At 54.4% G+C, this 14,814-nt stretch carries 13 protein-coding genes; 8 read left to right on the plus strand and 5 right to left on the minus strand.

The genetic code is table 11. From position 1 onward, the window contains the following. The first annotated feature begins 32 nt into the window (after positions 1–32). Together PW844_RS21225 and PW844_RS21230 are read left to right on the plus strand one after the other, a co-directional pair. Positions 33–269, plus strand: coding sequence for a zinc ribbon domain-containing protein (locus PW844_RS21225; protein ID WP_299456097.1), 237 nt, complete (start codon positions 33–35; stop codon positions 267–269). A gap of 375 nt (positions 270–644) precedes the next feature. Continuing rightward, positions 645–3,074, plus strand: a complete 2,430-nt coding sequence (locus PW844_RS21230; protein ID WP_299456099.1) for a glucose/quinate/shikimate family membrane-bound PQQ-dependent dehydrogenase — start codon at positions 645–647, stop codon at positions 3,072–3,074. Positions 3,075–3,144: 70 nt separating this feature from the next. Here the strand turns inward: PW844_RS21230 and PW844_RS21235 are convergent, their stop codons facing one another. The 3 genes from PW844_RS21235 to xseA are packed head-to-tail and all read right to left on the minus strand — an operon-like array spanning position 3,145 to position 5,923. Next, a complete protein-coding gene (locus tag PW844_RS21235; RefSeq protein WP_299456101.1) occupies positions 3,145–3,480 on the minus strand; it encodes a protealysin inhibitor emfourin in 336 nt (111 codons plus the stop codon). Next, a complete protein-coding gene (locus tag PW844_RS21240; protein WP_299456103.1) occupies positions 3,477–4,490 on the minus strand; it encodes a M4 family metallopeptidase in 1,014 nt (337 codons plus the stop codon). Before PW844_RS21240 ends, PW844_RS21235 begins: the two co-directional genes overlap by 4 nt. Positions 4,491–4,549: 59 nt before the next feature. Further along, positions 4,550–5,923, minus strand: coding sequence for an exodeoxyribonuclease VII large subunit (gene xseA / locus PW844_RS21245; RefSeq protein ID WP_299456105.1), 1,374 nt, complete (start codon positions 5,921–5,923; stop codon positions 4,550–4,552). Between the two features lie 170 nt (positions 5,924–6,093). On the opposite strand from xseA, the gene guaB reads away from it, so the two are divergent. Together guaB and guaA are read left to right on the plus strand one after the other, a co-directional pair. Further along, positions 6,094–7,560, plus strand: a complete 1,467-nt coding sequence (guaB, locus tag PW844_RS21250; RefSeq protein ID WP_299456107.1) for an IMP dehydrogenase — start codon at positions 6,094–6,096, stop codon at positions 7,558–7,560. 71 nt (positions 7,561–7,631) lie between these two features. Continuing rightward, the gene (gene guaA, locus PW844_RS21255) at positions 7,632–9,212 is read left to right on the plus strand and encodes a glutamine-hydrolyzing GMP synthase (RefSeq protein ID WP_084876296.1); all 1,581 of its coding nucleotides are present in this window, start codon (positions 7,632–7,634) and stop codon (positions 9,210–9,212) included. 52 nt (positions 9,213–9,264) lie between these two features. On the opposite strand, the gene PW844_RS21260 is transcribed toward guaA, so the two are convergent. After that, on the minus strand, positions 9,265–10,377 hold the full coding sequence (locus PW844_RS21260; RefSeq protein ID WP_299456110.1) for an NADH:flavin oxidoreductase: 1,113 nt from the start codon (positions 10,375–10,377) through the stop codon (positions 9,265–9,267). A 114-nt stretch (positions 10,378–10,491) separates the two neighbouring features. Here PW844_RS21260 and PW844_RS21265 point away from each other — a divergent pair, with 114 nt between their 5' ends. Continuing rightward, the gene (locus PW844_RS21265) at positions 10,492–11,061 is read left to right on the plus strand and encodes a TetR/AcrR family transcriptional regulator (RefSeq protein WP_299456112.1); all 570 of its coding nucleotides are present in this window, start codon (positions 10,492–10,494) and stop codon (positions 11,059–11,061) included. Here PW844_RS21265 and PW844_RS21270 read toward each other — a convergent pair. After that, positions 11,018–11,956: a DMT family transporter gene (locus tag PW844_RS21270; RefSeq protein ID WP_299456114.1), complete on the minus strand. Its 939-nt coding sequence runs from the start codon at positions 11,954–11,956 to the stop codon at positions 11,018–11,020. The two genes, PW844_RS21265 and PW844_RS21270, sit on opposite strands and share 44 nt — an antisense overlap. Before the next feature lie 124 nt (positions 11,957–12,080). Between PW844_RS21270 and gcvA the strand changes: the two genes are divergently transcribed. The 3 genes from gcvA (at position 12,081) to PW844_RS21285 (ending at position 14,797) form a co-directional block, all read left to right on the plus strand. Continuing rightward, the gene (gene gcvA / locus PW844_RS21275; protein ID WP_299456116.1) at positions 12,081–12,980 is read left to right on the plus strand and encodes a transcriptional regulator GcvA; all 900 of its coding nucleotides are present in this window, start codon (positions 12,081–12,083) and stop codon (positions 12,978–12,980) included. 174 nt (positions 12,981–13,154) lie between these two features. Further along, on the plus strand, positions 13,155–13,859 hold the full coding sequence (locus tag PW844_RS21280; protein WP_299456118.1) for a class I SAM-dependent methyltransferase: 705 nt from the start codon (positions 13,155–13,157) through the stop codon (positions 13,857–13,859). Between the two features lie 11 nt (positions 13,860–13,870). Beyond that, entirely contained in the window at positions 13,871–14,797 is a 927-nt protein-coding gene (locus PW844_RS21285) for a fatty acid desaturase (RefSeq protein WP_299456120.1), read from the plus strand. Positions 14,798–14,814: the final 17 nt, after the last annotated feature.

Raw genomic sequence — 14,814 nt, forward strand, 5'->3', positions numbered from 1 at the left:
GCCCTCATTTTTTTGTGTGTCTGGAGAAGAAGATGAACGCACATTGTCCAAACTGCCAGCAAGCGCTGACTCACGTAGCAGAAGGTTTCGATTGCCCACATTGTGGCAGCCATTTCGATCAAATAGCTATCTGCCCGGATTGCCATCAGCCTTTGCAGGTGCTGAAAGCCTGTGGTGCGGTGGATTATTTTTGCCAGCACGGCGATGGGCTGATTTCGAAAAAGCGCGTGGAATTTATTCCGGATATTACCAGCGCTTCTGAATCGTAGCGGCGCGATGCCGTCTCAACCCCACGCGATAAATCGCGCCACTACAAAAATCTCGCCCTCCCTGCGTCATAAATTTTAATAAGTTACGACTGGATTTGTAGCAAAAATGCTATTGCGCAGTAACTCCTGCGTTATGGATATTCACTTCTTAATGTACCAGGTGGTACAATCTTGCCGCCTTGTGGTAAGTCTCAATAGCGTTTCGCTGTGTCCTTCCTCACAAGCACTGCATCACGGGCATCGCACCCGTACCAATAGTTCTAAAATAAAGACGTTAACGGAACGATTCCTGCAACAGGCACGGCAGGGTATCTGTGACCGGGCAATATGCTATGTCCGGCGCCAGCGCTTTATTTTTTCAGGAGAGTTTGTGTTATGGCAGAAAATTCCGCTCGCCCCTGTAAAGGGTTGAGCATCTGGTCTGTGTTATTAGGGCTGGTCCTGTTGGCCGTCGGGCTGTTCTTCGCCATCGGCGGTGGCAAGCTGGTCTCCCTCGGCGGTAGCTGGTACTTCCTGATCGCCGGTATCGTAATGTTACTGTCGGCGATTCAGTTCTTCCGTCGTAAATCTTCAGCTGTCACGCTGTTCATTCTGGTCTTCGCCGGTACGCTGATTTGGGCGCTGGTGGATGCGGGCTGGGTGTTCTGGCCGCTGGTTTCACGTCTGATGGTACCTGCGGGTCTGATGCTGCTGGCGTTCCTGACCTGGCCTGCACTGCGTAAGGCTGAGGGCAAAAGCTCACTGGCAAAAGTCTCGTACACGCTGTCTGCGGTGATTGTCGTTGGTATGGTGGCAACCTTTGTTCAGATGTTCCAGCCGCACCCGACTGTCGCTTTTGAAGGCACACAGCTGCCGCTGATTCCGGTAGATAAAGCGAAACAGCAGAAGAACTGGGAAAACTACGGCAACACCCCGGGCGGTGACCGCTTCGTGGCGCTGGACCAGATCACCCGTGACAACGTGAAAGACCTGCAAGTGGCCTGGACGTTCCACACCGGTGATACCCCAATCAGCCCTGGCGGAAACGGTGCTGAAGATCAGGAAACGCCGTTGCAGGTTGGCAACACCCTGTTCCTGTGTACTCCGCACAACAACGTGATCGCGGTTGCGGCTGACACCGGTAAGCAGATCTGGAAACGTGAAGTTAACGCCCAGTCTCAGGTGTGGAACCGCTGCCGTGGCCTGGCGTACTTTGATGCGACCAAGCCGCTGACTCAGCCGACTCAACCTGGATCAACGCCGGTCACGCCGGTGACTCTGGCTGCCGGTGATACCTGTCAGCGTCGTATTCTGATGAACACCATCGATGCACGCCTGATCGCTATCAACGCCGACAACGGTGAATACTGTGAAGACTTCGGTGACCACGGTTCGGTTGACCTGAAAAAAGGCCTGGGCGATGCACCAGACCCGCTTTATCAGCTGACTTCTGCTCCTGCACTGGCGGGGACCACGGTAGTGGTAGGTGGTCGTGTTGCCGATAACGTGAAAACCGACATGCCTGGCGGCGTGCTGCGTGGCTTCGACGTGATCACGGGCCAGATGCGCTGGGCGTTTGACCCAGGCAACGTGGACCCGAATGCGGTTCTGATGCCGGGCAAAGACTACACCCGTAGTACCCCGAACTCCTGGGCACCGATGTCCTACGATCCGGCGATGAACACCGTGTTCCTGCCGATGGGTAGCCCGTCTGTTGACCTGTGGGGTGCAAATCGTACCCGACTGGATCATAAATACGGTGCCTCGGTTCTGGCGCTGGATGCGACAACCGGTAAAGAGAAATGGGTTTACCAGACCGTGCATAACGATCTGTGGGACTTCGACCTGCCGATGCAGCCGAGCCTGGTTGACTTCCCGATGAAGGATGGCACCACCAAGCCTGCTGTGGTTATCGGTGCGAAAACTGGCATGATTTGGGTGCTGGATCGTCTGACCGGTAAGCCTTTGACTAAGGTTGAAGAATTGCCGATGCCGCAGGGTCACATCCCGAACGAGCAGTACACCAAAACCCAGCCGCATTCGGTGGAAATGCCGAGCATTGGTAATCAGACCCTGAAAGAGTCTGATATGTGGGGTGCAACACCGTTCGACCAACTGATCTGTCGTATCAGCTTCAAATCCATGCGTTACAACGGCTTGTTCACTGTGCCGGATACCGATGTCTCGCTCAGCTTCCCGGGTTCACTGGGTGGTATGAACTGGGGCAGCATCTCGTTTGACCCGAACAACCAGTACATGTTCGTCAACGATATGCGTCTGGGCCTGTGGGTGCAGATGGTTCCGCAGGACACCAGCAAAGCGTCAGCCAGCAATGGTGGTGAGTCTGTCAACGCCGGTATGGGTGCAGTTCCGCTGAAAGGCACGCCGTACGCTGTTAACAAAAACCGCTTTATGTCTCCGCTGGGTATCCCGTGCCAGGCTCCGCCGTTCGGTACCATGTCCGCGATTGATATGAAGACCCGTAAGATTGTCTGGCAGGTGCCGGTAGGTACGGTGCAGGATACCGGTCCGTTCGGAATTAAAATGCACGCGCAGATGCCAATCGGTATGCCGACTCTGGGCGGCTCTCTGGCAACGCAGGGTGGCCTGGTATTCTTCGCCGGTACTCAGGATTACTACCTGCGTGCGTTCGACAGCTCAACCGGTAAAGAAGTATGGAAAGCCCGTCTGCCAGTGGGTAGCCAGGGTGGCCCGATCAGCTACGTGTCGCCGAAAACTGGCAAACAGTACATCCTGATCTCCGCAGGTGGTGCTCGTCAGTCTCCGGACCGTGGTGATTACGTTATCGCCTACGCCTTGCCGTAACGATGATGCTCCCGGCCAGTCTCTGCTGGCCGGATGCTAAGAAACAGGACCGACATCGTCGGTCCTTTTTTTATGTCTGCTCACCATCACGCCACAGCGCTTCCAGCTCGGGTGGCGCGACCTGTTCCGGAATCAAAATCACCACTGTCCCGCTTTGCTGATGGGTGGCGTAGCTGATCTGGATGCGAAAATAGCGTTGATCACCACGCCCGATGTTGGCAGCCTGATCTTCCGGCTCGCCCAGTGGCATTGCCTGTTCCAGCACCGCACATATCCGTTGTTTTTGCGGCGTGGGCAATTGCGCCAGCGCAAAACGTCGTTCGGTGCGCAGACGCGGGATAAAGGCCAGTCCGCCTTCACGAGCCAGCTCGATAATCGCATCATCGGTGAGTTCAGGGATATTCACGTCACACCTACCTGCTGCCACGCGCTCTGAATCGCATCAGCGATCGAACGGTTAAAACGTTTGGCGGCGTGCTGTACGGTAAAGCGGGCAAAGGTACTGAAATCCGCATTCTGAGGCAGGCTTTTATCACATAAGGTGTCATACCATGCCTGACCTGCCAGCTCCCAGGCGAAGCCACCCAGCGAAGTTGACGCGAGATAAAATGCGCGGTTAGGAATGCCGGAATTCAGGTGCACGCCACCGTTGTCGTCACGGGTGTCGATGTAATGCGCCATATCGGCAGGTTGCGGATCTTTACCCAGCATCGGATCGTCATAAGCGGTGCCTGGCGCTGACATAGAACGCAAGCCGCGCCCATTGATCCCTTTAGCCAGTAACCCTTCACCAATGATCCAGTCAGCCTGATCGGCGGTTTGCTGCTGATGAAATTGTTTCACCAGCGAACCAAATACATCCGACATCGACTCATTGAGTGCGCCAGACTGGGCGAAGTAAACCAGCCCGGCTTCGCTTTCTGTCACCCCGTGGGTCAGTTCGTGCGCGACTACGTCAATGGCGATGGTGAAACGATTGAAAATCTCACCGTCACCGTCGCCAAACACCATCTGCTGACCGTTCCAGAAGGCGTTCTGGTATTCCTTGCCGTAATGAACGGTGCCATCCAGCTTCAACCCATTGTTATCCAATGAGTTACGCTTATAGATGCGCCAGTAGAAATCGTAAGTGACGCCAAGATATTCCCAGGCTTCCTCGGCGGCGACATCGCCATTGCCGGGCTGACCTTCCTGACGAATCAGCGTACCGGGCAGGGTCTGAGTCTGTTCGGCGTCATAAATGGCGCGTACCACCTGGCCGGGTATCGCACTGCTGGAGGGGGTTGTACTGTGCGGGTGCGCAGCCATCAGATGCTGAACATGGGTGAGGGTGCGACGCGCGTAATCCTGCTGTGGGCCAGAGCCGTGAGCAATAATATTGCGCAGAATATAGGGTGGAATCACACTGTAGGGCATACCAGGCTCCCTGGCAGATGAATGTGCCAGAAAGTATAGATCGAATGTTGCGGGGCGATTCAGGTACGGGATTTACGCCTGGTGGATTTTTGCGGGGTCAATGCGGTGACTTCGCTTTCCACCCAGCCATCATCCAGCCGGGTACGCAGCAAGTCGCCTTTGCTCAGCTGCTGCATTTTTTTCACCACATGACCCTGGGTATCGGTGGTCACGCTAAAACCGCGTGCCAGCGTTGCCAGGGGGCTTACCGCCTCCAGCTGCGCCGCCAGGGTGCCAAAGCGCTGACGATTATGGTTGAGCTGCCGCTCCATCCCTTGCTGCAAACGGTAATGCCACTGCTGAAGTTGTTGCTGGGCACGCAGGATGCGGGGTTGTGGCTGCTGGGTGTTCAGACGCTGCACCAGGCGATCCTGCTGGCGGCTGGCGCTGCGCAGGCGCAGGTCCATCGCCTCAGTCAAACGCTGTTTCAGTTGCAGCAGGGTGGTGCTCTGGCGCGCCAGGCGCAGCTGGGGATGCTGTTGCTGCAACCGATGCTGCATACGGGTAAAGCGACGTTGCTGCTGCGCCAGGTAGTAATCCATCGCCATTTCCAGCCGCTGCTGCTGTGATTGCAGACGACGAACTAACTCCAGCTGATTACGGCTGACCAGTTCGGCGGCCGCGGACGGCGTGGGTGCGCGCAGGTCGGCAACAAAGTCGGCAATCGTGACATCGGTTTCATGCCCGACTGCGCTGACAATCGGCAGGCGACTGGCGAAAATCGCCCGTGCTACGCGTTCGTCGTTAAAACTCCACAAATCTTCCAGTGAACCGCCACCACGGCCGACGATCAGCACATCACACTCATCACGCAGGTTCGCCAGCTCGATAGCACGTACAATCGCCGCCGGGGCATCCACTCCCTGTACCGCCGTGGGATAAATCACCACCGGCAGGGAGGGATCGCGACGATGCAACACGCGCAGCACATCATGTAGCGCGGCACCAGTGGCAGAGGTGATCACCCCGACCTGACGCGCCGGATCCGGCAGCGGTTGCTTGAATTGCTGATCAAATAAACCCTCCGCCGCCAGCCGGGTTTTAAGCTGCTCAAACTGCTGTTGCAGCAAGCCTTCACCTGCCGGGTGCATGCTTTCAATAATCAGCTGATAATCGCCACGCGGTTCATACAACGTGATGCTGGCACGTACCAGCACCTGCTGACCATGCTGCGGACGAAATGCTACCCGGCGATTGCTGTTACGGAACATGGCGCAACGCACCTGGGCACCATCATCCTTCAGAGTGAAGTACCAGTGGCCGGAAGCGGGTTGGGTAAAATTGGAGATCTCTGCACTGAGCCACACCAGCCCCATTTCATTTTCCAGCAGTTGACGCACCGTGGTATTCAGGCGGCTAACGGTAAAAATATTGGCGGTTGGCGGTAGCGACATGTGATGGAGATCAAATAGTAAATCAGAGGGTTAATTAACCGATACTACATGGCTGGTACAGAGGATCAAGAGTTTTTCTGAAAAAACACTGGAGGCAACCGATTTCGGCCTGTATAATGCCGCGGCAATATTTTATCTGTTCTCATTCACCCCCAGGTTGAGATATTGCCATGCTACGAATCGCTAAAGAAGCACTCACATTTGACGACGTTCTGCTCGTTCCTGCTCATTCTACCGTTCTGCCTAACACGGCCGATCTCAGCACCCAACTGACGAAAAACATTCGTCTGAACATCCCTATGCTCTCCGCTGCAATGGATACCGTGACCGAAGCGGGTCTGGCTATCGCGCTGGCACAGGAAGGTGGTCTGGGCTTTATCCACAAAAACATGTCAATTGAGCGCCAGGCGGATGAAGTTCGCAAGGTGAAAAAACATGAAAGCGGCGTGGTGACTGAACCACAAACCGTGCTGCCAACTACCGCCCTGGCGGACGTGAAAGCGCTGACCGAGCGTAACGGCTTTGCCGGTTACCCGGTCGTGAATGCCGACAACGAGCTGGTGGGTATCATTACCGGCCGTGACGTGCGTTTCGTTACCGATCTGAGCCTGCCGGTTTCAGCGGTGATGACGCCGAAAGAGCGCCTGGTCACGGTGAAAGAGGGCGAAGCCCGTGACATCGTGCTGCAGAAAATGCACGAAAAACGTGTTGAGAAAGCGCTAGTGGTGGACGATAGCTTCCATCTGCTGGGCATGATCACCGTAAAAGATTTCCAGAAAGCCGAACGTAAACCGAATGCCTGTAAAGATGCGCAGGGTCGTCTGCGTGTGGGTGCTGCGGTGGGGGCAGGTGCGGGCAACGAAGAGCGCGTCGATGCGCTGGTCGCGGCAGGTGTTGACGTTCTGCTGATTGACTCCTCACACGGTCACTCTGAAGGGGTGTTGCAGCGTATTCGTGAAACCCGTGCGAAATACCCGGACCTCGAAATCATCGGTGGCAACGTAGCGACCGGTGCAGGCGCACTGGCGCTGGCGCATGCCGGTGTGAGCGCAGTGAAAGTGGGTATCGGCCCTGGCTCCATCTGTACTACCCGTATCGTGACTGGCGTGGGTGTTCCGCAGATCACTGCCGTTTCTGACGCAGTAGAAGCGTTGGAAGGCACGGGCATTCCGGTTATCGCCGATGGCGGTATCCGCTTCTCTGGTGACATCGCCAAAGCCATCGCTGCTGGTGCGGCAGCGGTGATGGTCGGCTCTATGCTGGCCGGTACCGAAGAATCTCCGGGTGAAATCGAGCTGTATCAGGGCCGTTCATTCAAATCTTACCGTGGTATGGGTTCACTGGGCGCGATGTCCAAAGGTTCTTCAGACCGCTACTTCCAGAGCGATAACGCTGCTGACAAACTGGTGCCGGAAGGTATCGAAGGTCGCGTTGCTTACAAAGGCCGCCTGAAAGAGATCGTGCACCAGCAGATGGGTGGCCTGCGCTCCTGTATGGGGCTGACCGGTTGTCCGACCATTGACGATCTGCGCACCAAAGCAGAGTTTGTTCGCATCAGCGGCGCGGGCATCTCGGAAAGCCACGTGCACGACGTGACCATCACCAAAGAGTCGCCGAACTACCGCATGGGTTCATAATCCCGTAAGATTTACCGCCCGGCTCCAGCCGGGCGAATTTATTATTAAGTCCATCCCATGGAAACGCCGCAATGACGACTGAAAATATTCATAAACATCGCATTTTGATCCTCGATTTTGGTTCTCAGTATACGCAACTGGTCGCGCGCCGCGTGCGTGAGCTGGGCGTCTACTGCGAACTCTGGGCGTGGGATGTCACCGAAGAGCAAATTCGTCAGTTCAACCCGAACGGCATCATTCTTTCTGGTGGCCCGGAAAGCACCACTGAGCTGAACAGCCCGCGTGCGCCGGAATATGTCTTTAACGCTGGCGTGCCGGTACTGGGCGTGTGCTATGGCATGCAGACCATGGCAATGCAGCTGGGTGGCAAGGTTGAAGGCTCCACTGAGCGTGAATTTGGTTACGCGCAGGTTGAAGTGACCACCTCAAGCGCGCTGGTTCGTGATATCGAAGATGCCATCAGCGATGCAGGTAAACCGCTGCTGGATGTCTGGATGAGCCACGGTGATAAAGTGACGGCGATCCCGGCGGATTTCGTTACCGTAGCCAGCACCGAAACCTGTCCGTTTGCCATCATGGCGAACGAAGAGAAGCGTTTCTACGGCGTGCAGTTCCACCCGGAAGTGACCCATACCCGTCAGGGCCTGCGCATGCTGGAGCGTTTTGTGCGCGATATCTGCGGCTGTGAAGCGTTGTGGACTGCGGCCAAAATCATCGAAGACGCGGTTGAGCGTATTCGTGAGCAGGTAGGTCAAGACAAAGTAATCCTTGGTCTGTCTGGTGGTGTCGATTCTTCCGTCACCGCGATGCTGCTGCACCGCGCGATTGGTGACCGTCTGACCTGCGTATTCGTCGATAACGGCCTGCTGCGTCTGAACGAAGCGGACCAGGTGCTGGAGATGTTTGGTGACCACTTCGGTCTGAACATTGTCCACGTTGCAGCTGAGGCTCGTTTCCTTGACGCGCTGGCGGGTGAGAACGATCCGGAAGCCAAACGTAAGATCATCGGTCGCGTGTTTGTGGAAGTCTTCGACGAAGAAGCCAGCAAACTGACCGACGTGAAATGGCTGGCACAGGGCACCATCTACCCGGACGTGATCGAATCTGCGGCTTCTGCCACTGGCAAAGCGCACGTGATCAAATCGCACCACAACGTGGGCGGTCTGCCGAAAGAGATGAAGCTGGGTCTGGTTGAGCCGCTGAAAGAGTTGTTCAAAGACGAAGTGCGCAAAATCGGTCTGGAACTCGGCCTGCCGTACGCCATGCTGTACCGTCACCCGTTCCCGGGTCCGGGCCTCGGCGTGCGTGTGCTGGGCGAAGTGAAGAAAGAGTATTGCGACCTGCTGCGTCGTGCTGATGCCATCTTTATCGAAGAACTGCACAAAGCTGACCTCTACAACAAAGTCAGCCAGGCATTCACCGTGTTTCTGCCGGTGCGTTCTGTCGGTGTGATGGGTGATGGTCGTAAATATGATTGGGTGGTGTCACTGCGCGCAGTGGAAACCATCGACTTTATGACCGCTCACTGGGCGCACCTGCCGTATGACTTCCTTGGCCGCGTCTCCAACCGCATCATCAATGAAGTGAACGGTATCTCCCGCGTGGTTTACGATATTTCTGGTAAGCCGCCAGCGACGATCGAGTGGGAATAATTCCCATCCCTGTTGCCGAAAAAGTGAAGCCCGCGTCATTGCGGGCTTTTTTTTAATACAAGGTCTTCAACGCCCTGGTATTAAACCCCGCCAGCTGATCCAACCGCCCCAGACGAATCTTTTCCAGCCATTGTGGATCCTGCAGCAACGGGCGGCCCACCATCATCAAATCGAACTCGCCATTTTCCAGCCTTTCCAGCAGCGGGTCGAGCGGTGCCGTGGCAAAGCATTTGCCCGCCAGCGAGGAAAAGACATCACCACTCAGCCCGACTGCGCCCACGGCGATGCTGGTGACACCGGTGAGTTTTTTCACCCACCCGGCCATATTCAGCGTCTTATCAACCTCAGGGAATGCGGCATCCCAGTAGTGGCGCTGAGAACAGTCAAAGGCATCCACACCGGCACTGACCAGCGCATTCAGCCAGTCAGCCAAAATATCGGGTGTTTCGGCGATGCGGGAATCAAACGCCTGGGCTTTCCACTGCGAAAAGCGAAACAGGACGGGAAAATCCGCGCTGACCCGCTGGCGAATCGCTTGCAGGACTTCAATCGCGAAGCGTGATCGCGCCAGCAGCGACTCTCCGCCCCAGCGATCCTGACGCTGGTTGAGGTGGCCGAAGAAAAACTGGTTGATGAGATAACTATGGCCGCCATGCAGTTCTATGCCGTCAAAGCCTAACCGCTCTGCGTTCACAGCGGCGTCAGCAAAGGCATCAATCGTGTCGGCAATATCCGCATCACTCATTGGGTTGCCGACGGATTCTCCCGCGATCGATAAACCCGAAGGGCCTTCAAAGCTGGCTGCTGCTTGCCAGTCTGCATGGAAAATGGAACGCTTAGTTCCGACATGCCACAGTTGCGGCATGATTTTTCCGCCTGCCGCATGTACCTCATCGACCACTCTTTTCCAGCCTGCCAAAGCGGTTTCGCCGTGGAAAACCGGCACATCGGGTTCATTAACGGACGCCGGGCGGTTAATACCCGTTGCTTCAGTGATGATTAACCCGACACCAGCAGCGGCACGGCGTCGATAATAAGCCGCCATCTCCGGTGTGGGGATGCCACCTGGAGAAAAGGAACGGGTCATGGGGGCCATCACCACCCGGTTGGGCAGAAGCAGATTTTTCAGCTGATAAGGGGAAAACAAAAGGCTGGTGGAATGCATGATCTTCTCCGTGAGATGATAAAAGCAATTTTGTTGCTTTTATAGATCTCCTCTCGCATAAAAGCAACTTTTTTGCTTTTATAGTGACCAGCAACAGCGATGACAGGAAGCAAGATGAGTGAGAATGAAGTTAATACACGCTCGGCATCGCGCCCGGGTGGGCGTGCGGCGCGTATTCAGGCGGCAGTTTATGCTGCGGTAGCACGCCTGCGGGCAGAGAAGGGGGATGAGGGGTTGAGCGTGCATGCCATCGCGCAGGAGGCTGCCGTCAATCCCACCACCATTTATCGGCGCTGGGGTTCGCTGAGCCAGCTACTCTCGGATATTGCGCTGCAAAAGCTTTTACCGGATTCAGAACCGGAAGATACCGGCAACATGCACGAAGATTTCAGTCGCTGGCTGGAGGAGTATGTTGATGAGCTGGCGACAGAAACCGGGCGTAAATTACTCAGCGAAATTGCGGCGGCGGAGAGCGATGAATATCGTGTGCGCTGCCAGCGTCGGCACGTCGAACAAATCGAGGCTATCCGCCAGCGCGCCATACAACGTGGCGAGATCCCCCCTGGAACGGAACGGGTGATGGATGAGCTGATTGCACCCATCATTTACCGTATTCTTTTTTCGCACACGTTACCTGACTTCACCTGGGCTTCCGTGTTACTGGCAAAGTTGCTGAGAGTTTAGCGGCGTCCGTGGTCACTTTCCCTGGCGTCACAATCATCCACACCGCCAGACACACAATCACCGCGCCGATAACAAACCCACCAGAAAGGGTTTCGCCCAGCACCAGGTAGCCCCATAGCACGCCAAAGGGCGGGATCAGGAAGGTCACGGTGAGGGAGCGTAGCGGACCAATATCAGTGATTAACCTGAAATAGAGGATATAAGCAAACGCGGTACAGATCAGCCCGACAGCGATCACGCTGGCCCAGACGGTGGGCTGATGCCAGTTTACCTGCGGCCCGCTGGCCACAGAGAAAGCAAAAAACGGCAGCAGAAACAGGCTGGCACCAATCTGGCTGCCAAATGCCACGATTTTCGGATCAAGGCCGCCGCGATCGGAGATCCAGCGACGCGTCAGGAATCCGGCGACCCCGTAACAACCGGTAGCCACCAGGCAGGCAATAACACCGGCCAGCGTACTGCTGGCGGAATGGGTTTCCCCCATCGCGGTGATGACCACAATGCCTGCCAGTCCCAGCACTACACCGCCCCATTTGCGCGGTGTTAGTTTTTCACTGAAGAAGGCAAAGCCGATGATGGCCCCCATCAGTGGCGTGGTGGCATTAAGGATGGCGGAATAGCCAGCCGGTAACCATTTTGCTGCCAGGCAGTACATAAAAAATGGCAGGCCAGAGTTAATGATGCCGAGAATCAGCGATGCGCGAAATTTGCCCGCAAATTGCCACGATGAACCTGTCACGAAAAGTATCGCCGCCAGCCCGACAAAACCGAAAAAGACACGCAAAAACGCGGTGTTAATGGCACCGAACTGCGGGGCAGCGATGCGTATAAACAGGAAGCTGGCTCCCCAAATCGCCGCGAGAACGATCAGCCTGATATAATCTGCGAGGCGCATATCAAAATTTCCTGTGGTTAGCTAAACTTAATCGTTCAAATGACTTTGAGCCTGATCGACGTATTATTCAAACCATAATTTCTTCCTGGATTAAGTTTTTCTAACTTATGGTTATGAGGCATCGATGAAACTTCCGCCGCTACATGCGCTGATGTGTTTTGAGTCTGCCGCCAGGCATCTCAGCATGAAACAAGCTGCCGCAGAGTTATGTGTTACACCCAGTGCCGTTAGCCAGCAGATTACCAAACTTGAAGAGACGGTTAACATCCGGCTTTTTATCCGCAGTCCACGTCAGCTCGAATTAACTACCGAGGGGCGTATCTATCTACGCGCTATACGGCCTGCCTTCAGCCAGATTGCGGAAGCGACTCAGCGGCTAATGGATGAAGGCAAACCCAATAAAATTACCGTCAGCTGCACCAGTGGCTTTGCTATCCAGTGGCTGCTGCCGCGATTAGCGGCGTTTGAAAAGGATAATCCAGGGGTTGAGGTTCAGATCAGCACCACCAACCGTAAGGTCGATTTACTTGCGGAAGGGATCGATTTTGCGGTGCGGCATGGTCCGGGTGTCTATCCGGGGCTGGAGTCGCAATGTTTGCTCAATGACCGGTTGCGTCCGGTATGCAGTCCGCGCCTGCTTGCTGCGGGAGAAAACCTGCTGACTCCGCTGGATATCACCCGTTATACGTTGTTGCATGATGAGCACCGTATGGACTGGGGACTCTGGTTCCGTGCCGTGGGTATCAACGATGCCGAAACCCATAAAGGGCCAGTATTTGTCGATTCCAATGGCGTGATCGAAGCGGCACTGGCAGGGAAAGGGATGGCGTTGGTCCGGCGGTCGCTGGTCAGGGAGGAGCTTGAGCAGGGCACGCTGGTTAATCCACTCCAGGTCGAGGTGGCATCTCCTATCGCTTACTACCTTGTGTACGACGAGTCTGCCGTGCTGCAACGGATGAGCCGACGCTTCCGTGACTGGTTGATCGCCGCGGCAGCGGCAGACAAAAACGAATATCCAGCCTGAACCCTTTCATCCCAATCCGTAGAATTATCCGCAAAACAGCTTGTTATTTCCCCCACGGCGCATCAGAGCGAAACGTTAAGATAGCGAAAATGTGTTTCTGTTCCGTGGCCCTGACAACGGTGGTTCAGAACAAAACGATGGCAAAGCGCGGCAGCAAGGTTTGAGGAGAAGGGTGTGAACAGTTCAGTTATTGATTTTTTGTCCGGCTATGGTAATGGAATCAATGAAATAAAGTTAAAAGACCTTCTCACCCTGAAAAATATCTGCTCAGCTGATGAGCAAATTTCCACCCTGTTCCCGCCAGTGGAAATTGGCAGCATTACGCTGGTTGATCAGATTGTCCTGCTTAGCCTGCTGAAAATCACCCAGCCTAAAAGCGTGCTCGAAGTCGGCACTTATCTTGGCTATTCCACCACGCTACTGGCACTGAATAGCGATGCCAAAATATTCTCTCTCGATTTGCCCACTGACGCCTGCCTGGAAACGCAGTTTGATAGCGATAAAATCCTCACCGATGGTGATGTGAATGATGATTTCCTGCGCCACACCCAATCCATTGAAGGGGCGGTGTATCTGAAAAACTTAACCACAAAACAACGGGAACGAGTTAATCTGATTAAAAAGGATTCGACCCAGGTTAATTTTCAGCAGGCATTTGGTGAGCTGGATTATGTATTTGTTGATGGCGGACATGCCTGGGACATTATTAAAAGCGATACCGAAAACGCTTTGCAGGCGGTACGCAAAGGCGTGGTGATTTGGCATGATTATGCTTCAGGTATTCACAGCGACGTGACGCAATATCTGAATTCCCGTGATGACCTGAAAATATTTCACGTGAAAAATTCGTTGTGTGCCTTTGCCTTTACTGGCTTTTGACCGGGGGCAAAATGCGCATTACTGAGGTAATCGACAAAAGTGTTTTAAGAAAATTATCAGCAACCAACAATCGGGTCGCCTCGTTGCATCTTGCCCTGCGTCTGGGGATTGAGTTATTGCTGATTTATATGTTGTACAAAACTCAGCATCATATTTTTCTGCTGGTTTTAACCATTTTTTTGCTCGGTTTTGTGCACAGCTTCTGGGGCTATGCGGGTTATGCCCATGAGCTTTTTCACAAGCGAGTATTTTCAGCAAAGTGGGCGAATCAACTGCTGTTTCGCTTTTCGGCTGCTGTAACATTTAATAATCGGGCATTTTTTGAAGCGAGTCATATGCGTCATCACAGCAAAACCTTCAGTGATGATGACGATGAAGGGCACAGTTTCCAGAACTGGAGTATCGCGAACATTATTCGTTACGCCCTGTTCGATTATACCTTTATGTGGCGGAAGGTGACTTACACTATTAAAAACGCCTGCGGTATTATTCCCGCCTCATTTTCGGCCATTAAAGTCAATATCCAGCGAGCAGCTGCTGAAGTTTTGATTATTAATGGGGTGACCTATCTGGCTGTGTATCTTGCCACCCATAGTGGGTGGGTGGTACTGGCCTATTTTGTTGCTCAGTTCTCCTGTCAGTTACCCAATCGCATGTTGGCCCAGGCACAACATTTGGGGCTGGAGGAGCAGAAAGATAATGGGCCATTAGGTCATTCCCGTACCATCACGTTGCCGGTGTGGCTGGCATTTCTCTATGCCAATATGAATTACCATTGTGAACATCATATTATGCCGTCCATTCCTTATTATCATTTGCCTGAGCTGAACCAGCGCTTAAAAGCAGCCGGTGTGACGTTTGAAGAGGTTGGCGCAGGTTATCTCTTTACCACCTTCTGGCAGGAAGTGAGGCATAAACAGCAGGCGATCGCGCTGTAGACAGCTTATATGGAGAG

The organism is Pantoea sp. (assembly GCF_028283705.1).
GTDB lineage: Bacteria > Pseudomonadota > Gammaproteobacteria > Enterobacterales > Enterobacteriaceae > Pantoea.

What these genes read in the sequence shown, in the direction of transcription:
- PW844_RS21225 (WP_299456097.1), top strand. Translation starts at nt 33, where the DNA reads ATGAACGCACATTGTCCAAACTGCCAGCAAGCGCTGACTCACGTAGCA.
- PW844_RS21285 (WP_299456120.1), top strand. Translation starts at nt 13,871, where the DNA reads ATGCGCATTACTGAGGTAATCGACAAAAGTGTTTTAAGAAAATTATCA.
- PW844_RS21270 (WP_299456114.1), bottom strand. Translation starts at nt 11,956, where the DNA reads ATGCGCCTCGCAGATTATATCAGGCTGATCGTTCTCGCGGCGATTTGG.
- xseA (WP_299456105.1), bottom strand. Translation starts at nt 5,923, where the DNA reads ATGTCGCTACCGCCAACCGCCAATATTTTTACCGTTAGCCGCCTGAAT.
- guaA (WP_084876296.1), top strand. Translation starts at nt 7,632, where the DNA reads ATGACGACTGAAAATATTCATAAACATCGCATTTTGATCCTCGATTTT.
- gcvA (WP_299456116.1), top strand. Translation starts at nt 12,081, where the DNA reads ATGAAACTTCCGCCGCTACATGCGCTGATGTGTTTTGAGTCTGCCGCC.
- PW844_RS21240 (WP_299456103.1), bottom strand. Translation starts at nt 4,490, where the DNA reads ATGCCCTACAGTGTGATTCCACCCTATATTCTGCGCAATATTATTGCT.
- guaB (WP_299456107.1), top strand. Translation starts at nt 6,094, where the DNA reads ATGCTACGAATCGCTAAAGAAGCACTCACATTTGACGACGTTCTGCTC.
- PW844_RS21260 (WP_299456110.1), bottom strand. Translation starts at nt 10,377, where the DNA reads ATGCATTCCACCAGCCTTTTGTTTTCCCCTTATCAGCTGAAAAATCTG.
- PW844_RS21265 (WP_299456112.1), top strand. Translation starts at nt 10,492, where the DNA reads ATGAGTGAGAATGAAGTTAATACACGCTCGGCATCGCGCCCGGGTGGG.
- PW844_RS21230 (WP_299456099.1), top strand. Translation starts at nt 645, where the DNA reads ATGGCAGAAAATTCCGCTCGCCCCTGTAAAGGGTTGAGCATCTGGTCT.